Raw genomic sequence first — 18,400 nt, 5'->3', positions numbered from 1 at the left:
GAGTGATCCCGTCGGTACCGATCCCCGGGATCGCGTACGTTGCGCGCCATGGAGCTCCCACCTGCGTGGCAACGGCCGGATCCGTTGCGTGGACTGGAGGACGCGCCCTGGTCGGTGTTGGCCCACGGGGCGGGCGTGGACGACCTGATGCGCCGGGTGGTGCACGGCGAGCGCGCGACGCGGGAGGTGGCCTGCCGGGCCCTGGCCGACCGGCTGCTGGTCGACGACACGGTGTCGGAGGCGAGCGTGTGGGCCGTCCCGTTCCTGGTGGAGATGGGTGCGAGCTACCGGGTGCCCGCGGACAGCCGCGATCGGGTGATTTTCCTGCTGGCCGCGATGGCGCTGGCGAGCGCGGGCTTCACCGACGACGGCAAGCGCACGCGGCGGCGGTGGAACGCGCTCGGCCGCGAGCTGCCCCGCCGGCCGCCGGACTGGATCACCCAGGCTCGGTACGAGGTGGCCAAGGGCGCGCCGAAGGTGTTCGAGGCGCTGGGGGGCGCGGAGGTGGCGTGCTCGATGGCGCTGGCCATCGCGGTGCCGGAGGTGGTGCCGCGGCACGTCGTGGACGTGGCCGAGGCGCTGGCCACGGCCGACCGCTCGCCGCGGCTGCTGGCGCTGGCCGCCCGGGTAGCGCTGCACCTGGTGCACGACGCGCCCGTCACCCCGGGCCTGCTGCGGGTCACCGCCCAGTGCAACCCGGACCTGCTGCGCGCCCACCGCGACCGGGCCTACCCGCCCAACCGGCCGCCGGAGGTGACGTTGCAGCTCATGGGGTACCGGTACGCCTTCCTGGCCGCCTACGGGGACGACCAGGAAGGCGTGACGATCAGGCGGTGACGGCGGTCGGCTCCACGACCGCGGCCGCCTCGCCGTCGGTGACGGGCACCGCGGGCTCCAACGGGCCCAGCGCGGTGCCCCACTCCTGGTCGGCCAGGGCGAAGGCGGCCACGGTCAGCGCCACGACCGGGCGACCCAGCGGCAGCTGGTCGGCGAAGAAGTCCAGCTCCAGCCGCGCGCCCAGCGGCGATGGGCGCAGCCGCAGCACGCCGTGCGGCGTCTCGTCGGCGTGGGCGAACCGGCACGACCACTCGGTGAACACGATCGAGCGCTCCACGACCTCCGCCGGGTGGACCGCGCGCACGTTCGCGCCGACCGAGCCGTGCCGGTAGTCGTCCGCCGCCGAGACGAGCAGCTCCTCGAACTCGATGGACGACACGCCGAGGTCGTGCCCGGCGACCAGGGCCACCTGCACCAGCGACAGCGGGAGCTGCGGCAGGGCGTCCTCGAAGCACACCATCGCGCCGCCGTAGCGGGTGTTGATCTCGGTGGGCAGGAAGCCGTCGGCGGTCGCGATGCCGTCGAGGGTGAACGTGCCGCGGTAGTCCACGGTCTCGCGCAGCCGCTCCCCGACCCGGCGGGCCAGGTTGCGCATCTCCTCGCGGATCCACGCGGGCGGGTCGTAGTAGGACGCGCAGCCCGCGTACAGGAACCGGGCCTGGCCGGCGCGGCGCGGCACCACCATCTCGATCGGCCGCAGCACGGCGGTGCCGTCGGGGAACACGATCCCGTGCACGCTCACCGGGATGCCCTCCAGGAACGGCATCACCCGGACGAAGTCGCACTTGGCCGCGAGCACGTCGAACGCGTCCTGCGCCTCCTGCCGGTCGCGGACGCGGCGGACGAAGTTCGCGCCGCCGTTGATCGCCGGGCCGTCGCCGGACCAGACCACGCCCGCGCCGCGGTCGAGCCGCCGGGTCGCCTCCCACAGCCCGTCGAAGTCGAGGCCGAGGACGACGGCGGGCGCGCGGGGCGCGGACAGCTCGTCCCACAGGGCGTCGATCGTGGTCTTGTTCTCCAGCTCCACCCACTCGGGGCGGCGGGCGTTGAGCACCGGGCGGCCGGCGAACTCGGGCGTGTGCACGTACGGGGTGCTGATCACCAGCGCCTCGCCGCGCGGGTCGAACTCCTCCAGCACCTCGCGGACCTTGCGGTTGGGCGAGGTGAGCAGCTTGGTGAGCCGGTTCTGCTCGACGGCGACGAAACCGCCCGCGATGCCCAGCGGCACCCAGCGGGCCACGTCCGAGTCGTGCAGCGGCGCGTGGTCGTCCGTTGACAGCACGAGCGTGTGGCGGGCCCCGAGTTGGTGGAGCTCGCCGACGCGACTACTCAGCCGGGTGCCGCCCGCGAGCACGACCAACCGGTCGCCGAACAGGGTGCCGAGGCGCGCTTGAAGCGCGGAAAGGACGTCATCCATCGCCGAGAACTCGCTTTATGAGAAGCAGACGAGACAACCGGCGAGCGCCGGGTGCCACGCACTGTAGAGGCAGGCGACGGGATCGGCCCAGCACGGTCCGGCAACGACCGGATGAAACTTGCCGATGGGATCAGCGGCGGCCGCGCGAGATCATCGAGCGGCGTCGCGAAGTACCTGGTCAACCCCGTCCAGGAAGGCGCGCCGACCCCGGGCCTTCGGGAACGGGAGCAGCAGGCCCAGCAGCGTGTCGTCCACCGACGGGGGTGCGGCGGCCACGATCGCGGCGGCGGTCTCCAGGAACCGCTGCCGCTTGGCCTGCTGCACGGCGTGCTCGGCGAGCACGCCCTCGATGCTCGGGTGCATGGCTGGATGCGGGTAACTCACTCGGGTTGTATCGGCCCCACCTGTCCCTACCTTTAGGGTGAATTCGCACCGAGTTCCGAACCAGGAACGGCCGGCGCGACGTGCTGGGATGTCGTCATGCGCGTTCTGGTCACCGGGTCAACCGGGTACGTCGGACGGGTGGTCTTGGCGGAGTTGGCCGCGGCGGGCCACCTGCCGATCCCCTTTTCGGGTGATGTCCGGGTCGGGTCGGTCGACGGTCCGGTGGACGCGGTCGTGCACCTGGCGGGGCTGGGTCGGGTGCGGGAGTCGTTCGGCGACCCGGTGCGGTACTTCGACGTGAACGTGGGCGGCACGGTGAACCTGCTCCGGTCGCCGCCGCCGCGGTTCGTGCTGGCGTCCACGGCCGGGGTGTACGGGTCCGCCGGGGTCGCCACGATCGGCGAGGACCGCCCGCGCGCGCCGGGCAACCCCTACGCCGCTTCCAAGGCCGCGGCCGAGGACGTGCTGGCGTGGGCCGCCGCCGCGGGCCGGGTGGACGGGGTGGCGCTGCGGCTGTTCAACGTCGCCGGCGGCGGGGACGTGGACGACACGCGCCTGGTCACCAGGGCGTGCGGTGCGGCATCCGGGCGGCTGCCGCCGGTGGAGGTGTTCGGCGACGGGTCGGCGGTGCGGGACTTCGTGCACGTGCGGGACGTGGCGCGGGCGTTCGTGACGGCGGTGGAGCGCGCGCCGGAGGGGTACGTGGCCCTCAACGTCGGCGCGACGCCCGCGAGCGTGGCGGACGTGCTCGCCTCGGTGGCCCGGGTGACGGGCCGGTCCGTGCCGGTCGTGCGGCGGCCCGCGCACCCCGGTGAGGCGCGCGAGCTGCGGGCCGACACGACGGCGCTGCGCGCGCTGGGCTGGTCGCCGACCTGCTCGGACCTCGACGGGCTGGTCGGCGACCAGTGGGCGGCGGAACTCGCGCGTCAGGCGTGAGCGGCGCGCCGCTTGGGCAGCGGCACGCGGTCGAGGTCGGCGGCGACCACGACGTCGCCGCCGAACACCTCGGCCGCCTCGGCGTGGAACAGGGCCGGGTCGGTGTAGCGCTGCGAGAAGTGGGTCAGCACGAGGGTGCGCACGCCGCACTCGGCCGCCACCCGCGCCGCCTGGCGGGCGGTGAGGTGGCCGTGCTCCACCGCCAGCGCCTCGTCCACGTGCAGGTACGTCGACTCGATGACCAGCAGGTCCGCCCCGTCTGCCAGCTCGAACACGCCGTCGCACAGCCGGGTGTCCATGACGAAGGCGAACCGCTGCCCCCGCCGCGGCACGCTCACCTCGTCCAGCACGGGCGGCCGGAGGTGGCGGATCTCGCGGCCCCGGATGCCGCGGGCGGCCAGGCGCTCGGGCAGCATCGTGCGGCCGTCGGGCTCGACCAGGCGGTAGCCGTAGGCGGGCAGGCTGTGGTCCAGCCGACGCGCCTCCAGCCGGCCGAACGGCCCCTCGGCGAGCACGCCCGGTCCCGTGACGGGGTGCGGGCGGACGTCCACCACGTCGTGGAACGAGCTGGCGTGCCGCAGCCGCTCGAAGAACTCCGCCCCCTCGGCCGGGAAGTGGGCGTGCACGGGGTGCGGCACCCGGTCGAGGGACATGCGCTGCACCACGCCCGGCACGCCCAGGCAGTGGTCGCCGTGGAAGTGGGTGATGAACAGCCTGGTCACGTCGCCGGCCGGCACGCCGGCGCGGAGCATCTGCCGCTGCGTGCCCTCGCCGGGGTCGAACAGGAAGCCCTCGGCGTCCCAGCGCAGCAGGTAGCCGTTGTGGTTGCGGGTGCGGGTGGGCACCTGGCTCGAGGTGCCGAGCACGACCAGCTCTCGGGGGGACACGTGGCAGAGTCTGCGGCATGGAGAGCTTGCGGGCGGTGTCGTCGTGGCCGGTGGACACCGCGGCCACGGCCGTGGTCGACGCGCGGGGCGGGGTGCTGGGCACCCACGGACCCGTCGAGCAGCGGTTCGGGCTGGCCTCGGTGACGAAGCTGCTGACGTCGTACGCGGTGCTGGTGGCGGTGGAGGAGGGCGCGGTCGAGTGGGACCAGCCGGCCGGGCCGCCGGGGTCGACGGTGCGCCACCTGATCGCGCACACGTCCGGGCTGGCGTTCGACTCCGACGACGTGCAGGCCGCGCCGGGGGCGAAGCGGATCTACTCCAACACCGGCTTCCAGGTGCTCGCGGGGTGCGTGGAGGCGGCGACGGAGATCCCGTTCGCCCGGTACCTGGCCGAGGCGGTGTTCGAGCCGCTGGGCATGGGGTCCTCGGAGCTGACGGGGTCGGCGGGCGCGGGCGCCGTGTCGACGGTGTCGGACCTGGTCCGGTTCGCCGCGGAGGTGCAGGAGCCGAAGCTCGTGTCGACCGACCTGGTGGCGGAGGCGACGACGGTGGCGTTCCCCGGGCTGCGGGGCGTGCTGCCGGGCTTCGGGCTGCAGAAGGAGAACGACTGGGGCCTCGGGTTCGAGATCCGGGCCGCCAAGTCGCCGCACTGGACCGGTGCGAGCAGCTCACCGCGCACGGTCGGGCACTTCGGGCAGAGCGGCACGTTCCTGTGGGTCGACCCGGACGCCGGGGTGGCGTGCGTGGCGCTGACCGACCGGAAGTTCGGCGAGTGGGCCGTGACGGCGTGGCCGGCGTTCACCGACGGGGTGCTGGCGGAGCTGGGCGTTCGGTAAGCCGACGCAATTTCCGCAAGCCATCGACAGATCCACGAAATTTCTCGACAGACCCTTGTGACGCGGCACACACCGCGCCTAGGGTCACGTCGCCCTGCCGACGCGAGAGAAACGAGTGCCCGATGGTGCGCAGCGCAGCCGGAGTCAGACGGTGGTTGGCGGTCGTCGCGGCGGCGGCCACCGGCCTCGGCGTCCCCGCGGCGGCCGACGCCGCGCCCGCCCCCGTCGTCACCAGGGCCGCCCTGGACCCCGCGCTCGTCGCGGGTCGGGGCGCGGACGTCGCGTTCGTCGAGCAGGAGGCCGAGAACGCCACCACGAACGGCACGGTCATCGGCCCCGACCGCACGGCCTACGCGCTGCCGTCGGAGGCGTCGGGGCGGAAGGCGGTCCGGCTCGCGCCCGGCCGGCACGTCGAGTTCACCCTGCCGAAGGCCGCCAACGCCATCACCGTCCGCTACAGCATCCCGGACGCGCCGGACGGCGGCGGGATCACCGCACCGCTGGACGTGGCGGTGAACGGCAGGCACCGCGCGACGATGACGCTCACCTCGCGGTACTCGTGGCTCTACAACCAGTACCCCTTCACCAACGACCCGAACGCCGACCTGCTGCACCCGGACTGGTGGATCACCGAGTGCGGCTGCGTGCCGTCGCAGACCACGCCCGCGCCCGTGATCGCCAAGCCGTTCCGCCCGAGCCACTTCTACGACGAGCAGCGCCTCAAGCTCGACCGGACCTACCGCGCCGGCGACCGCGTCCGCCTCACCGCGCCCGCCGGCACGAACGCCGCCTGGACCGTGATCGACCTGCTGGACACCGAGCTGGTCGCCCCGCCGCGCGTCGTCCCGGTGGCCGCCAACGCGCTGCTGTTCGGCGCGGACCCCACCGGCCGGCGCGACTCGGCCGACGCCCTCGACCGCGCCATCGCGTTCGCCAAGCGGCACCGGCTGCCCGTGTACCTGCCGCCGGGCACGTTCCAGGTCAACCGGCACATCGTCGTGGACGACGTGACCATCGAGGGCGCGGGCAACTGGCACACCGTCGTCAAGGGCCGCGAGGTCGCCCTGCCCACCCCGGCGCCGGACGGCTCCGTCCACACCGGAGTCGGGTTCTACGGCAAGCCGGCCGCCGAGGGCGGGAGCCGCGACGTGCACCTGCGCGGGTTCGCCGTCGAGGGCGACGTCCGCGAGCGCGTGGACACCGACCAGGTCAACGGCATCGGCGGCGCGCTCAGCCACTCCAGCGTCAGCGGCCTGCACCTGAGCCACACCAAGGTCGGCCTGTGGCTGGACGGTCCGATGTCGCACCTGGTCGTCTCCGACAACACCATCGTGGACCAGGTCGCCGACGCGCTGAACCTCCACACCGGCGTCACGGATTCGGTCGTGCGCAACAACTTCGTCCGCAACACCGGTGACGACGGCCTGGCCATGTGGTCCGAGCACCGGCAGAACGCCCGCAACCGGTTCGAGCGCAACACCGTGCAGTCGCCCGTGCTGGCCAACGGGATCGCGCTGTACGGCGGCACGGACAACGCCGTCGTCGGCAACCTCGTCGCCGACCCGGTGCGCGAGGGCAGCGGCATCCAGCTCGGGTCGCGGTTCGGCGCGGAGCCGTTCACGGGGCGGGTGTCGATCACCGACAACACCACCGCGCGCGCCGGCACGTACGAGTCGAACTGGAACATCGGGCTCGGCGCGATCTGGTTCTACGCGCTGGACCGGGACATCGACGCCGACGTGCGGGTGGTCGGCGCCCACTTCCTCGACAACACCTACAACGCGATCATGTTCGTCAGCGACTGGCCGGTGAAGGACCGGCGCGCGATCACCAACGTGCACTTCGAGGACGTCCGCGTCGACGGCACGGGCACGTCCGTGGTGAGCGCGCGCTCGGCCGGTTCGGCGACGTTCGAGAACGTGGACGCGCGCAACGTCGGCGCGGTGCCGGTGAACAACTGCGGCTCGTTCAACTTCCCGGCCGGCGGCTCGGAGTTCGCGCTCGCGGACCGGGGCGGCAACGACGGCTGGCTCGCCCCGTGGCTGCTACCGAACACGATCACGTGCGACGACCGCCCGCCGGTCGTCCCGCCACCCGCGCCGTCGCGGTGGTGATCGGGCCGGTCCGCGGAGCCCGGGCCGGCCCTGCACCACCCGGCGGCCTCACCGGTCCGGCCCTGGACCACCCGGCGGCCTCACCGGTCCGGCGCGGGCCACGCCCCGGCTCGCCGGGACCACGGTGGCCGGCGAACCGTCCGAGGAGTGCCCGCCGCCGGCGCGGGGTTCCGCACGCCGGCGGCGCGGGGCACGCACCCGGGCAGCGGGACCCACCCCCGGACGGTGGCCCGCTTGACCGCCGCCAGCGCGGCTTCGACGTCGAGGGCCTGGTCGGTGGACCTGACCAGGCCCTCGCCGGCCGCGGCCAGCCAGGCGTCGAAGCCCGCCTCACCGGTCGGATCGATCATCACAACCTCCTCTCATCGGGTCCGCGTCGCCGCGAACCGGCTCTTGAGCGCGTTGCGCGCGTGCCGCAGGTTCGAGCGCACCGTCGTCGGCGGCACGTCCAGCTGCGCGGCGATCTCGACGTGGTCGAACCCGTCGAGGTGCCACGCCATGACCAGCCGCTGCCTGCCCGGCAACGCGCGCAGCGCCGCCAGCAGCCGCTCGTGCTCCTCGCCGAGCGCGGCCACGTCGGGGTCGTGGTGGGTGGAGGCGGTCCACCCTCCGGACACGGCCCGGAGCACCCCGTCCCTGGCCCGCACCACCTCCGCGACCGCCACCCGGTGGGCGACCGACCGCACCCACGCCCTCGGTCGCCGGATCCCGGTCCAGTCCTGGTACGCCTTGATCATCGCCTCCTGGGCCGCGTCCTTGGCCTGCTCCCACCCGAACCCCGCGCGGCGGACGAACGCCACGAGGGGTGCCAGTTCCCGGCGGAAGAACTCGTCGAAGGCTTCGCTGCCCGCTGCCCTGCCCGGCTCACCGTCCACGACCTGGTGGAGCGGCGAGCCGGGGCGGAGGTGCAGAGGTTCACCCGACCGGGTCAGGACGGTTCAGGAATTCACCCGATCGAACTTCATGGCGGCGAGCACGAGCAGCGCGACCAGGGCCGCTCCGATCGCCGTGACCAGGACGGAGTGCGTGCTGAGGTAGAGGCCGCCGATCCCGACGCTCACGACGTTGACCAGGATCGCGATGGACGAGGCCGTGCTCCGGGGGTGCCCGACCGGCTGGTCGGGACCGAAGGACTGGGCGGGAGTTCGTTCATCCATGCCCCGTGGTGCGACGGGCGGCCCTTCCCGTGCAAAACCGCCGCGGGATCACGCGACGGCGGTCCCCTCCAGCTCAGCCGGGGGGCCGGCAAGGTGGATCGCGCCAGCGAACGCACGTCCACCCGGTCAGTTCGGACCTGGTGCCCACCGCCCGGTCGTGCGGAGCGAAAGCCGGAGAGCTGCCGGATGGGCACCGCGGCAACGGTCCACGAACGTCGACGAACTGGTCGCCGGCCGGTTTGGCTTCACTTGTTGCTCGTTTTCCCACATGAACACGACGGAATGCCGCCCGAAGCTACCGCATTAGGATGTCCACTTGCTTTCGGAATTCATATGACCCCATTTCCTTGTTGACATGGAGATGGATCAGTTTGATGAATTCGATACCGCGCCGGTCCGAGAGCCTCTCGCCTCGTGCGACTTTCAGGATTTCGTCTCTGACGTAACGATACTCGTCGCCGGTGATCTCACCGGCGGCTAGAAGCGTGTCGGCGAAGCGTAGATTTTTCTGCCAGTCATCGATCTCCAGGGAAGCCTGATCGGCATCCGCTGCAAGCTTTTCGCGAGCGCGCATTAGGGAAGCTCTTCGTGATCGGTATTCTTCCGTTGACACTTCACCTGTCGCGTACTGGTTGATCAGCTTGACGAAGGACACACTCCAGGAGTCGGGTGTCGTTCGCTCGCCGCCGATGTCGGCGGCCTCATCGTGTGAGTTCGGACGGTCGACGGTCGCAGCCGCGCCTTCGCCTGGCCTGCTGCTTTCCGCGGGTACGATGAGATTCTCGGCCTCGGACGGTGGGGTGCCCCCCGGATCCGAGGATCGCCTAGAAGCTGTGGTCGCTTCATCGCCGGATGGCTCAAGGACACGCTGCGGACCGGCTTGTCCTGTTCCGACAGCTCGCGGCCTGGCCGGGTCGTGCCATATTGTGCGCGCGAGTTCGTTGATCACTTGACGAATGGTCGAGTCCTTGATCGGAACGTCGAGGGCATCAGCAGTGTCGAGCAACCATTCCCGGATCATGCGGTGTTCATATGACGATACTTCGGCGCGTGCCAGGGCCAGATCCAGTTCTCGGATTTTTCGCACCCAGGGGATCGTATCAGGGGGGATTCTCTTTCCGGATACGGAGGACTGTCGTGGCGTTGATCGTGCGACATACTTTTCGGGCGGCCGGACAGTGACATGGGCGGACTCGGTGTAAGAAGGCGGAGGCGGCGAAGGGAAGTCGTCGGCGACGGTGGCAGCGAATTCCAATAACGCAAGTCGAGTAGCTGGTTCGAGTTCGCCCAGATCGACTTCGATCCCTTCTTCCAGGTGTTGGTCGAAGGGGAGGCGAACCACGGCACGGCAGCGCTGCGCGAAGTGATCGGCGAGTTTGTCCAGGTCGATCCTGCCAGAGCCCGGTCGGACAGAATTGATCACCGTGACGGATCGGGCGACGAGGTCGCGGTAGCCGTGGGCTTCGAGCCAGTCGAGCGTCGCGGCGGAGGTCTGCGCGCCGTCCACCGATCCGGACGAAACGAGCACGAGCACGTCTGCCTGTTCCAGTACACCCTTCATGGCCGAGTGGGTCAGTCCGGTGCCGCTGTCGGTGAGCACGATCTCGTAGTAGGGCTGAAGTGTGCCGATGAGTGTCAGGTAGTCATGATCGCTGAAGGTTTCGGCGATGGCGGGATCCTGCTCCGAGGCCAGCACTTCCAGACCGTTCTGCGCCCGAGAGGTGTACTGGCGCACTTCGAGGTACTCGGTGATCTTGCCTGCGTCACGCAGAACGTGTCGGACAGTGGCGGTGGTTTCCCTGGGTACCTTCAGGGCAAGGGTGCCGCGGTCGGGGTCGGCGTCGACGGCGATGACCTTGCTCTTCCGCAGGGTGGCCAGGGTGGCGCCCAAGGCGGCGGTCACCGTGGTCTTGCCCACTCCGCCCTTCAGGCTCAGCACAGCGATCTTGTAGTTGCCGAGCATGGGACGGGTGATGCGGGCGATCAGCTCTTCGCGTCGGGTCTCGTCAGGGGAAGGGCCCAACTGAATCAGGCCACCGGTGAGCGTGCGGAGGGTGTCGCGCCATCCCATGGCACGTCTGCGGCGGACGGGCGCGGGAGCGTGTTCGTCGCCGGTCCGGACGTTCGCCCAGGGTGGCATCGCACTCGGTGCGGGAGTGGAGTTGTCCGCATCGCCCGGTCTGGGAAAAAGCCAGGTAGCGCGGTTGTCCGGGTTGTCCTGGACATGCATGCCGCGGACTTCCCACGATGCATCGACGATGTCGGAATCGAACGTGGTCAGGTCATCGTGGGCGAGTCGTTGCCGCGTCCGGGCCAGGTACTCGTCGTCTTCGTGCAGCATGTCGTCGACGCGATCGAGGACGGCCTGGTTCTCGGCGAGGGAGTCAGCTTCGGGAAGGTCTGTGGTTGTGGTGGAGGCGAGGGCCGCCGCTGTCGGATGAACCTCGACGGGGGACTCCATCTCGGCCAGCCGGGCTGCCAACATTCGGTAACGGGCCTGCAGCTGCTGGTTGAGTTCCTCGACTTCCCTCGCGCGTCTGCGGGCTTGGTCCAACTGGTGTTCGGCGCGTGCGAGTTGCTCGCCCGCGATCTGTGCGTCCTGCACCGCGCGGGCGACGGACTCGGCATCGTGGAGCTTGGCGAGCAGATCGTCGCGTTCCTTGATCAGTTGCTGGTGCGTGCTTTGGAGACGGATCAACGCCTCGAACAGGAAGGCGGACAGGCTGCTGAAGCGGTTCCTGCTCTCCTTGGTTTGGATGAGGTCGCGCCCAACCTCGATCAACTCGTCCTTCAAGCGGTCGATCTGCGTGGACTTGGCCAGCGCCTTCGTCTTAGCCGCAGGGGGAGGCGTTTGGGCGGCGCGGTCGGCTGCGGCTGCTACCAAGCGACATAGACGACTCAGCTCGTCGGCGGTACGCAGGATCGTCTGGGTGTCACCTGCGTGTTGGTCCGCCCACAGGGTGTGGAACGCCCCGACCAGCCCGGCGGGGATCGGCCCTTTGTCCATGTGCAGGAACTCGGACAAGCGCTTTCGGTCGACAGCGCCGTCCGGCTTGAGCACCTTGTGGCGGTGGGCGGCTTCGGGCTCGTTGGCCGCCCAGCGTCGAGCAGCCTCAAGGTCGGTAAAGCCAGCCTCGTCCTGGAGCCGGCGCAGCCGGATCACCAGATCCACAGCATGCTGGCCGTAACGGTTACGCAGCACTTCTTTGTGGATCTTGGGCGGTGCGCCTGCTCGACGGCGCCGTGCCTGTAACGGTTCGTCGTCCATATCGGCGACCCCTCACACCTTGTCCGCGCACCTGGTTGTCCGCCTCGTGCTGGCGGGACAATTTCCCTGTTCTCTCCAATGGGATGGCGAACACCGAAGCGGTGCTCGCCAGCCGCAGCCACCTGGCCGGATCACCGACCGGAACCAGAAGGCTCACGACCCACTGGAGGATCACGTTGTCCTGGATGCCCCACTTGGTTACCAGAGGTGGCACACTTGGCCAATCCGTCACATCGGCGGCGACCGCAGCCCCGAAGTTGGGATTGTGGTTGGTCGCCGGGTACGGCGCGGTGATCGTAGTGCTGGCCGTCTACGCCGCCCACGTCGCGTTGTCCAACACCGATCCCGAGCACCGCGCGGACGCCTACAAGGTGCTCAAGTTGATCTGGGGCACCGCCACAGGTGCCACCGGTCTCACCGCTGTCGCCCTGCACCTGACCGGTGTGGCCCTGCTGTAGGAGACGCGGCTCTGCACCGGTGAGCCGGACGCTCATCTGAGCGTCCGGCTCACCGGTGCAGCCGGGTCGGCAACCACTGGATTCCACCCTGCCGAACGTGGCCCGCCGACTGACGGCAGGTCGATGCACGTCGGCGCTGAAGGAAGTGCGCCGCGACCTCGAACCGGTACGTCCGCCTCGCGTGCGTGAGACGGACACGAGGCGGGTAGACGCGTCAGTCATACCGGTGTGATCGCCGCTGGTGCTCTTTCCGCTTCACAGTGAAGTAAGGACCCCTGCTGCCATCCCCGTCCTCATATGCGCGTCCGAGCGGATCGGCCTCCCGTCGCGATCGAAGCGGCGGATGCGGTGATGCCGCTGGCCACCAGTCCGGCAACACCGATCTTCCGGGCGACAGGGGTGACGCGGTCCGACGAGCTGATGAGCGGAAGGTCCTGAAAGCGCAGACCTCCCCATGACGGACCGCATCGTCGGTCCTGTCCTCAGCAGGCTTGCGACATGCTCGTCCGAAACCGGCCTCATCCACGCGAGCTGATGTTGATAAGGGCTGACCAGCAGTAACGCCTCTGCAGTGGGACAAACTGCGTCTCGACGATCTTCGCCTCGGATGTCCTCGTGAGGGTGTGGGAGTCGCTTCGGCCAGCGTGGGGCCACTGGCGCCGCCGCGCCGTCGGCTTCCGCACCGCTGTGTGACAACCGCGTGCTCGCTTCCCTGATGACTCCACTCGCGTGACAGCCGTCGCATGGTGTGCGCCGAACTCAAAGTCCGATCCTGAGAGGTGGTGGGCGATGCGCACCATCACTGCAAACGGCCACACCCCGTGAGTAGGCGCGCGGTGTTCCGAGCGTCAGCAAGTGGGCCGGGCACTACGACACCGCGTTCACGTACTCGACCTACGTCCACGCGAGTGACGAGGATCTCCACAGCGGGACCGAGGCGCTCGGCAAGCTCTACGGCTGAGCAGCAGTACGAGCGTTCGTGTGAAGATGTGGGACAGCAGCCCCTCACACAACAAATCAGGACCCTGCTCCGTTACCCGAAACAAGGCCCTGACCTGGACTTACCCTGGTGCGCTCGGCAGGATTCGAACCTGCAACCTTCTGATCCGTAGTCAGATGCTCTATCCGTTGAGCTACGAGCGCATCGTTCTTCAGTTGTCACCCGGCCGAAGCCGGGTGTTGCGGAGGCTCCGGGATTTGAACCCGGGATGGGCGGTAAACCCAAACCGCATTAGCAGTGCGGCGCCATAGACCAGACTAGGCGAAGCCTCCCGGAGCCCTCGGCTACGACGCATAGATTACACATGCCCCCACCGCCATAGCAAAACGCCCCCCTCCTAACCGCATCCGACCAGGTCAGAGGCGGTGGAGGGGGGCGCTGGGCGGGTCTCAGGCGGTGGTGGGGTGAGGTAGGTCTCGGGCCAGGGTGAGGAATGGCTCCAGTGCCGCCGGGTTGCGCAGGGCGTCACGGCTCACGGCCCGCTCCGGCGGGGTGCCGGCCAGGATCTTCTTCACCGGCACCTCGCACTTCTTGCCGTTGAGGGTCCTCGGGATCTCCTCGACGGCCACGAAGCGGTTCGGGACGTGGCGCGGGGAGAGGTTGGTCCGCAGTTCCGCGCGCAGGCGCGGTTCGACCGATTCCAGGGTCGCGCCCGGCTCCAGGACCAGGAAGCACAGCAGCTCGCCGTCCGTGCTGCCCGCCCCGGACGTGTCGATCACCAGGGAGTCCGCCACGCCCGGCAGGCCCTCGACGACCCGGTAGAACTCGCTGGTGCCCATGCGGACCCCGCCGCGGTTCAGGGTGGAGTCGCTGCGGCCGTAGATGACGGCCGAGCCGCGTGGCGTGATGCGGATCCAGTCGCCGTGCCGCCAGACGCCCTCGAACGTGCTGAAGTACGCCTCGCGCAGCTTCGCGCCGTCCTCGTCGCCCCAGAAGAACACCGGCATCGACGGCATGGGCTTGGTGATCACGAGCTCGCCGACCTCGTCCACCACGGGCTCGCCCGCCTCCGAGTACGACGCCACGGCCGCGCCCAGCGCGCGGCACGACAGCTCGCCCAGCCAGACCGGCAGGTCGGGTGCCGCGGCCACGAACGCGGTGCACAGATCGGTGCCGCCGGACACCGACGCGATCTGCGCGTCCGGGCTGACGGCGGAGGCGATCCACCGGAAGCCCTCCGGAGTCAGGGGCGCGCCCGTGGAACCGACGACGCGCAGCCCCGTCAGGTCGTGGCGCTCGGCCGGGCGCAGCCCTTCCTTCAGGCACGACTGGATGTACGGGGCGGACGTGCCGAAGTACGTCACGCGGTGCTGCTCGGCCAGGTGCCACAGCACGTCGAGGTCGGGGTGGGCCGGGCTGCCGTCGAACAGCACGACGGTCGACCCGACCAGCAGGCCGGAGACGAGGAAGTTCCACATCATCCAGCCGGTGGTGGTGAACCAGAAGAACCGGTCGCCCCGGCCGAGGTCGCTGTGCAGCGCCAGCATCTTGAGGTGCTCGAGCACGATCCCGCCGTGGCCCTGGACGATGCCCTTGGGCAGCCCGGTGGTGCCCGACGAGTAGAGCACCCACAGGGGGTGGTCGAACGGCACCGGCTCGAACTCCAGCGGCGCGTCGGCGTGCTCGGACAGCAGCGAGTCCCAGGTCACCGCGCCGGGCAGCGGGGTGCCGCCGACGTAGTCGACCACCACGGTGGCGCGCAGGCTCGGGATCTCCGACCGCAGCCGCTCCACGGTGGGCCGCACGTCGAACGCCCGCCCGTTGTACCGGTACCCGTCGACGGCCACCAGCACGGTCGGCTCGATCTGGGCGAACCGGTCCGTGATGGCCCGCGCGCCGAAGTCCGGCGAGCACGACGACCAGGTCGCGCCCAGCGACGCCGCCGCCAGGAAGGCGATCAGCGCCTCCGGCGAGTTGGGCACGAGCGCCACCACGCGGTCACCCCGCCGCACGCCCAGCGACACGAACCCGGCGCGCACGGCGGCCACACGGCGGCGCAGCTCGCCGTACGTGAGTTGCGACGACAGCCCGTCCTCGCGGTGGAAGACGACCGCCAGGTCGTCGTCCGGGCCCCTGAGGGCGTGCTCCGCGTAGTTGAGGGTGGCACCGGGGAACCAGACCGCGCCGGGCATCACCGGGGCCTCCAGCACGCGCGTGGGCGGGCTGTGGAACACCACCTCGAAGAACTCCGCGAGCGCGCCCCAGAACCCCTCCAGGTCCGAGGTGGACCACTCCCACAGCGACTCGTAGTCGGGGAGGTCGAGGCCCTTGGCGGAGAGCCACGAGCGGAACGCGGTCATCCTGCTGCCCTGGACCCTGGTGGGGTCGGGGCGCCACAGGACTTCCGCCTCACCGGCGGCGGTGCCGGCACGCATGTCGGTCATACCTGAAGTTCCTAGCCGATCCGACGGCCCGGAACCACAGTAGCGACCCACACACCGGTTCAGTTCCGGCCGGCGCTCGCCACCAGCCCCTCGACCGCGGAGATCAGCCTCGGCGCGTCCGTCGGCGCGACGACGAGCCACCCGTCGTCGCGCCGCACGAGGTAGCGGCCGTCGGCGGTGTCCAGCCACGACACGACCGAGCCGGTCGGGTGCAGGTAGCCGGCGCGGTTGCGGGCGATCACGCCGACCTGGCCGCCGCCGCTGCGCGTGGTCACGGCGCGCATCAGGGTGTTGGCCTCCGGCTCGCGCAGGCCGACGGAGCGCAGCGCGTCGAGGAAGCCCTCGCTGCCGTCCCGCTCCCCCGCCTGGCCCGCGGCCAGGTAGTCGTCCCAGCGCACGTTCACCGAGCGGCCGCTGCCCGGCGGCGCGGGCGGCAGGGTGTTGACGGTGGTGGCGGCCAGGGAGGTGGGCCGGAACCCGGCCACCTGCACCTGGTTGCCGAGCCTGCCCGCGAACGCGCCGTGCCACGCGGCGGTGGCCAGCCCGCGGGCCTGGCCGCCGCGGACGGTGAAGAACACCTCCAGGCCGACCTCGAACTCGGCCAGGCCGCGCAGCAGCCCGTACAGCTCCTCGTCGGGCCGCCGCACGGTGCCCAGGCCGCGGGCGGCGAGGTCGCGGGACGCGCTCTCGACCAGCGACTCCCGCTCCCGTTGGGTGTGCCCGAAGTGGCGCACGCCCAGCGGGACCGGGTGGGCGTCGCGGTGCACCGCCTGCCAGAGGAGGAAGAACTCCAGTTCGCTGAGCCGGAAGACGCGCTCGGTCACAGGCCGATCACCGGTGGTGCGGCCTTGCGGTCCACCCCGAAGACGTTGTCGTCGTCCTCGAGGTAACCGGGACGGTTGCGGTCCCGCTCGTTGCCGCCGCCGGCGACGGGCGGCGGCGCGGCCATCGGGGCGGCGCCGATCATGCCGGACTGCGGCGTGACCGACTTGGGCGCCTGGAACTGGCTGGTCACGCTGCCCGGGTTGGCGTTGCCGCGGTCCGCGTTGAGCGCGCCCGTCGACCCGCCGGGGCCGGCCACGGGACCGCCACCGCCACCGCCCGCCGCGCCGACGGGCGTGGGCACGACCCCGCGACCACCACCGCCGAAGCCGCGACCGCCCGCGAACCCGCCGCGGCCGAACTGGGCGGGCGTGCCGCCGGGACGCTGGCTCTGGCTCTGGGTGTGATTCTGGTTCTGGTTCTGGGGCGCGGTCGGGGCCGGGTTGGTGTTGTTCACCACGACCTGGCCGCCACCGCCGTCGGCGGCCGGCGGGGTCTGCGGGACGACCACGGGCGGCGGCGGGGGCGGTGCGAGCGGGTTGGTCGGCGGCGCGAACGACGGCACGGTCCGGTCGACCTCGTAGGAGTTCATCTGGAACATCGCCATGACCTCGGCGGCCTGGCGGTGCGTGGCGTCCGCCGCGACGACCGAGTCGATCGCGGGCGCGGCGATGGAGTCGATGCCGGTGAACGCGCCGGGCGTCGTGCGCGGCGCCGTCGGGCTCGTGAGGATGCCTTCGCCGACCGCGGAGGGCGGCGCCTGGTAGCCCGCGTCCTCGGCCGGCCGGTTGCGCAGCAGCGGCGAGCGCGGGGCGGCGACCGGCGTGGGCGCGGCGACCGGGCCCGCCGCGTCGGCGACCGGCGTGACGACCGGCGGCGCGGGCGCGGGCGGCGGCATCATCTCGCGCGCCGTCTGCACGTGCTCGATCTCGGTGGCGATGCACTTGGCCACGTTGTCGGCGTGCTCGCTGGTGTTCAGCGCCCACTTCTCGACCGACTCCAGGGCCTCGCGGGCGCGCTCGGCCGACTCGCCGGTCCACGCCTGGCTGGACTGGCCGATCGCCTTGGCCAGCAGCTCCTGCACCTCGCCCAGGGCCTTGCCCACGGTCGCCCAGTCGGCCTGGGCGCTGCTCGCGGCCTTCAGGTCGACCCCGGTGTTGATCATCTCCCACAGCTGCTGGTGGCTGTAGGTCATCCAGTCGACCTTCTGGCCGAGGTCGGTCGGCTTGTCGTGGCCGCCCCCGTGGTGCTGACCGCCGTGGTGCTGACCGCCGTGGCCCTGGCCGCCGCCGTGGTTCCCGCCGTGCCTGTTGTCGCCCATCAGCCCTTGGCCTCCCCCGCGGAGCCGAAGGCGTCCGCGGCTTCGTCGTCGGCCCGTTCCAGGTTCCGCGCCGCGTCGCGGATGGTCTGCTCGACCTCGAAGAGCACCTGCATGAAGTCCCCGATCACGTTGACCGCGGATTCCTCATTCCCCACGGCGACCTCGCGCAACCGCCTGCTGATGGCGTCGCTCACCCAGTTGTTGCCGAACTTGAGGTCGACGTCGAGGTTGTTCACGGCGCGGCTGTGCACGGTGTCGACCAGGGCGCGGGCCTGCGACACCAGCTTGAGCAGGTCGGCGACGCCCTGCTTGTCGAGGTCGAGCCGGACGGAGTCCTTGTCCACCGCGCCCAGCGCGGTGGTGGCCTTGTCGAGGTCGGTCTGCGCCGCCTTCGCGAAGCTCTCGGCCGCGGGCTTCGCCGCCTCGGGGTCGACGGCGGCGGGCGCGGGCAGCGTCACGGTGGGTGACGATTCGGGCACCGGCGTCGGAGCGGGTGGCGCCACCGCCCCCGGCACGGCCGCGGGCTGACCCGCGGCGGACGGCGTGAAACCGGGCGGGACCTGCGCCACCGGCGCACCC

16 protein-coding genes and 2 tRNA genes are annotated in these 18,400 nt (G+C 71.0%); 5 read left to right on the top strand and 13 right to left on the bottom strand.

Annotation, left to right across the window (positions count from 1 at the left end; all coding sequences use genetic code 11):
- Window positions 1–48 precede the first annotated feature (48 nt).
- Window positions 49–837, top strand: a complete 789-nt coding sequence (locus tag ACIGNX_RS16505; RefSeq protein WP_396540742.1) for a hypothetical protein — start codon at window positions 49–51, stop codon at window positions 835–837.
- Here the strand turns inward: ACIGNX_RS16505 and ACIGNX_RS16500 are convergent.
- Window positions 827–2,254: a hypothetical protein gene (locus ACIGNX_RS16500; protein ID WP_396540740.1), complete on the bottom strand. Its 1,428-nt coding sequence runs from the start codon at window positions 2,252–2,254 to the stop codon at window positions 827–829. The genes ACIGNX_RS16505 and ACIGNX_RS16500 overlap by 11 nt on opposite strands.
- Window positions 2,255–2,404: 150 nt before the next feature.
- Window positions 2,405–2,617 (bottom strand): hypothetical protein, encoded by a 213-nt coding sequence (locus ACIGNX_RS16495; RefSeq protein WP_396540738.1) that lies wholly within the window; start codon window positions 2,615–2,617, stop codon window positions 2,405–2,407.
- Between the two features lie 117 nt (window positions 2,618–2,734).
- On the opposite strand from ACIGNX_RS16495, the gene ACIGNX_RS16490 reads away from it, so the two are divergent.
- A complete protein-coding gene (locus ACIGNX_RS16490) occupies window positions 2,735–3,574 on the top strand; it encodes an NAD-dependent epimerase/dehydratase family protein (RefSeq protein ID WP_396540736.1) in 840 nt (279 codons plus the stop codon).
- Here the strand turns inward: ACIGNX_RS16490 and ACIGNX_RS16485 are convergent.
- Window positions 3,565–4,461 (bottom strand): ribonuclease Z, encoded by an 897-nt coding sequence (locus tag ACIGNX_RS16485; RefSeq protein WP_396540734.1) that lies wholly within the window; start codon window positions 4,459–4,461, stop codon window positions 3,565–3,567. The genes ACIGNX_RS16490 and ACIGNX_RS16485 overlap by 10 nt on opposite strands.
- A gap of 17 nt (window positions 4,462–4,478) precedes the next feature.
- Here ACIGNX_RS16485 and ACIGNX_RS16480 point away from each other — a divergent pair, with 17 nt between their 5' ends.
- Window positions 4,479–5,297 (top strand): serine hydrolase domain-containing protein, encoded by an 819-nt coding sequence (locus ACIGNX_RS16480; RefSeq protein ID WP_396540732.1) that lies wholly within the window; start codon window positions 4,479–4,481, stop codon window positions 5,295–5,297.
- Between the two features lie 122 nt (window positions 5,298–5,419).
- Complete coding sequence (locus tag ACIGNX_RS16475) at window positions 5,420–7,411, top strand: glycosyl hydrolase family 28-related protein (protein ID WP_396540730.1); 1,992 nt, start codon at window positions 5,420–5,422, stop codon at window positions 7,409–7,411.
- An 80-nt stretch (window positions 7,412–7,491) separates the two neighbouring features.
- On the opposite strand, the gene ACIGNX_RS16470 is transcribed toward ACIGNX_RS16475, so the two are convergent.
- From ACIGNX_RS16470 to ACIGNX_RS16455, 4 genes are all read right to left on the bottom strand, one after another.
- The gene (locus tag ACIGNX_RS16470) at window positions 7,492–7,761 is read right to left on the bottom strand and encodes a hypothetical protein (RefSeq protein WP_396540728.1); all 270 of its coding nucleotides are present in this window, start codon (window positions 7,759–7,761) and stop codon (window positions 7,492–7,494) included.
- 12 nt (window positions 7,762–7,773) lie between these two features.
- Entirely contained in the window at window positions 7,774–8,286 is a 513-nt protein-coding gene (locus ACIGNX_RS16465) for an RNA polymerase sigma factor (RefSeq protein WP_396540726.1), read from the bottom strand.
- Window positions 8,287–8,349: 63 nt separating this feature from the next.
- A complete protein-coding gene (locus ACIGNX_RS16460) occupies window positions 8,350–8,568 on the bottom strand; it encodes a hypothetical protein (RefSeq protein WP_396540724.1) in 219 nt (72 codons plus the stop codon).
- A gap of 295 nt (window positions 8,569–8,863) precedes the next feature.
- Window positions 8,864–11,836 carry an AAA family ATPase gene (locus ACIGNX_RS16455; RefSeq protein WP_396540722.1) on the bottom strand — a complete coding sequence of 991 codons (2,973 nt, stop codon included), beginning with the start codon at window positions 11,834–11,836 and terminating at the stop codon, window positions 8,864–8,866.
- A 269-nt stretch (window positions 11,837–12,105) separates the two neighbouring features.
- On the opposite strand from ACIGNX_RS16455, the gene ACIGNX_RS16450 reads away from it, so the two are divergent.
- Window positions 12,106–12,294, top strand: a complete 189-nt coding sequence (locus tag ACIGNX_RS16450; RefSeq protein ID WP_396540720.1) for a hypothetical protein — start codon at window positions 12,106–12,108, stop codon at window positions 12,292–12,294.
- A 1,067-nt stretch (window positions 12,295–13,361) separates the two neighbouring features.
- Here the strand turns inward: ACIGNX_RS16450 and ACIGNX_RS16445 are convergent.
- The 6 genes from ACIGNX_RS16445 to ACIGNX_RS16420 all read right to left on the bottom strand — a co-directional run bounded on the left by ACIGNX_RS16445 (window position 13,362) and on the right by ACIGNX_RS16420 (window position 18,279).
- Window positions 13,362–13,437: transfer RNA gene (locus ACIGNX_RS16445), tRNA-Arg, on the bottom strand.
- A gap of 39 nt (window positions 13,438–13,476) precedes the next feature.
- Window positions 13,477–13,566: transfer RNA gene (locus ACIGNX_RS16440), tRNA-Ser, on the bottom strand.
- A 117-nt stretch (window positions 13,567–13,683) separates the two neighbouring features.
- Window positions 13,684–15,678, bottom strand: a complete 1,995-nt coding sequence (locus tag ACIGNX_RS16435) for an acetoacetate--CoA ligase (protein ID WP_396540718.1) — start codon at window positions 15,676–15,678, stop codon at window positions 13,684–13,686.
- A gap of 59 nt (window positions 15,679–15,737) precedes the next feature.
- On the bottom strand, window positions 15,738–16,502 hold the full coding sequence (locus ACIGNX_RS16430; RefSeq protein WP_396540716.1) for an ESX secretion-associated protein EspG: 765 nt from the start codon (window positions 16,500–16,502) through the stop codon (window positions 15,738–15,740).
- The gene (locus ACIGNX_RS16425) at window positions 16,499–17,821 is read right to left on the bottom strand and encodes a PPE domain-containing protein (protein ID WP_396540714.1); all 1,323 of its coding nucleotides are present in this window, start codon (window positions 17,819–17,821) and stop codon (window positions 16,499–16,501) included. Before ACIGNX_RS16425 ends, ACIGNX_RS16430 begins: the two co-directional genes overlap by 4 nt.
- Entirely contained in the window at window positions 17,821–18,279 is a 459-nt protein-coding gene (locus ACIGNX_RS16420) for a hypothetical protein (RefSeq protein ID WP_396540712.1), read from the bottom strand. Before ACIGNX_RS16420 ends, ACIGNX_RS16425 begins: the two co-directional genes overlap by 1 nt.
- Window positions 18,280–18,400 lie beyond the last annotated feature (121 nt).

Origin of the sequence: Actinosynnema sp. NPDC053489 (assembly GCF_044544865.1) — a bacterium.
Taxonomy (GTDB): Bacteria; Actinomycetota; Actinomycetes; order Mycobacteriales; family Pseudonocardiaceae; genus Actinosynnema.
The sequence above is the reverse complement of the archived record's forward strand: the minus strand, read 5'-3'. Positions and strand labels throughout refer to the sequence as shown.